The 1,439-nt window shown below is 55.5% G+C and carries 1 protein-coding gene; it reads left to right on the top strand.

Going from position 1 to position 1,439, the window contains the following annotated elements:
* Window positions 1-62: 62 nt before the first annotated feature.
* A protein-coding gene (locus tag J5Y21_RS11585) for an IS3 family transposase (RefSeq protein ID WP_246875208.1) occupies window positions 63-1,405 on the top strand; the annotation gives its coding sequence in 2 pieces (ribosomal slippage) (window positions 63-504 and window positions 504-1,405; 1,344 coding nt in all).
* The last annotated feature ends 34 nt before the right edge of the window (window positions 1,406-1,439 follow it).

Raw genomic sequence — 1,439 nt, 5'->3', positions numbered from 1 at the left:
TGAACTGCTCCCCATTAGTTGGACTGAGAAATCAGTTACCGACCAGTGGGGAGTAGTTTTCATTGAGAGCACGAAGTTCGCTAAGTGAGCGGCAGCGCGAGCAGTTGGTGGAGTGTTTCGAGCAAGGCATGGGCTCTCTAGCCGCTGCCAATGCTCTTGGTGTCTCCAAATACGCCGTCCGTACGCTCCGTCGTCGGTTTCAACTGCATGGCAGGCTATGTCTTGTGGAGAAACCGACAAAGCAGCAGTACTCGTTCGAAATCAAGAAGGAAGTTGTCGAGCGTCACCTTGCTGGCGAGACAAAGATGGATCTTGCCCGTGAGTTTGGCCTGTCGTCAGACATTCTCGTCAGAGATTGGGCGCGGAAATGGCGCAAAGGTGGCGATGAGGCACTAAAACCGAAGCCGAAGGGCAGGCCCAAAGGTTCGGCTGCCCCGAAGCGGCTTAGCGAAGAGGAGAAGCTGCGGCGCCAGATCGCACGGTTGGAAGCGGAAAACGCCTACTTAAAAAAATTGCGGGACTTGAGGAACCAGGGACGCGCCTGAAAGTCCAGGCGATTGTCATCCTCAAGTCACAGCATCGTCTGCAATACCTTTTGGATGCGGCGGGCATGCCGAGATCGACGTTCTTCTACCACCAGAAACGCCTCAGCCAACCGGATAAGCACGCCGCGCTCAAAGATGCGATCCGGGAAAGCTTCGAACGTAACAAGCATCGCTACGGCTACCGGCGAGTACTACTCGACCTGCGTAACCAGGGCTGGGTGGTCAACCACAAACTCGTCTACAAACTCATGCACCAGATGGGGCTTCGAGCCAAGATCCGCCAACGCAGACCGTATGCTTCCTACGCTGGGACGATCAGCCACATTGCCGACAACAAACTTGACCGCAAGTTCACCCCTGATAAGCCGAATACCGTTTTCGTCAGCGACGTCACCGAGTTCAGGGTCGCAGGCCGCAAGGTCTACCTGTCACCAGTGATGGACTTGTTCGACCGTTCAATCGTCGCCCACACCGTTGCCACATCGCCGTCGACAGCGTTTACCGCCGATTCCTTGACCAAGGCGATCGCGGTTTGTGCGCCTGAACCCGGGTGGATGATGCACACTGACCAAGGATTCCAGTACCAGCACTCGTCCTGGCGCGACCTGATTAGTGACAACGGTGGTAGGCAGTCAATGTCGCGTAAAGCCAACTGCTACGACAACGCGGTCATGGAGAACTTTTTCGGGCACTTGAAAACCGAGATGTACCACGGCGAAGTCTTCGACACCGTCGCAGAGTTCAACCAGGCGATCGACGAGTACATCGGGTGGTACAACACCGAACGCATCCAACAACGACTCAAGGGCCTGACCCCGATGCAATATCGGAATCAGACCCTTGAACCCCTAACCGCCTAGAATTAAACCAGTCCAACTTTCGGGGGCCAGTTCA

The organism is Corynebacterium sp. Marseille-P3884, from assembly GCF_017942225.1.
GTDB lineage: Bacteria > Actinomycetota > Actinomycetes > Mycobacteriales > Mycobacteriaceae > Corynebacterium.
This window is presented reverse-complemented; position numbering and strand designations above follow the sequence as displayed.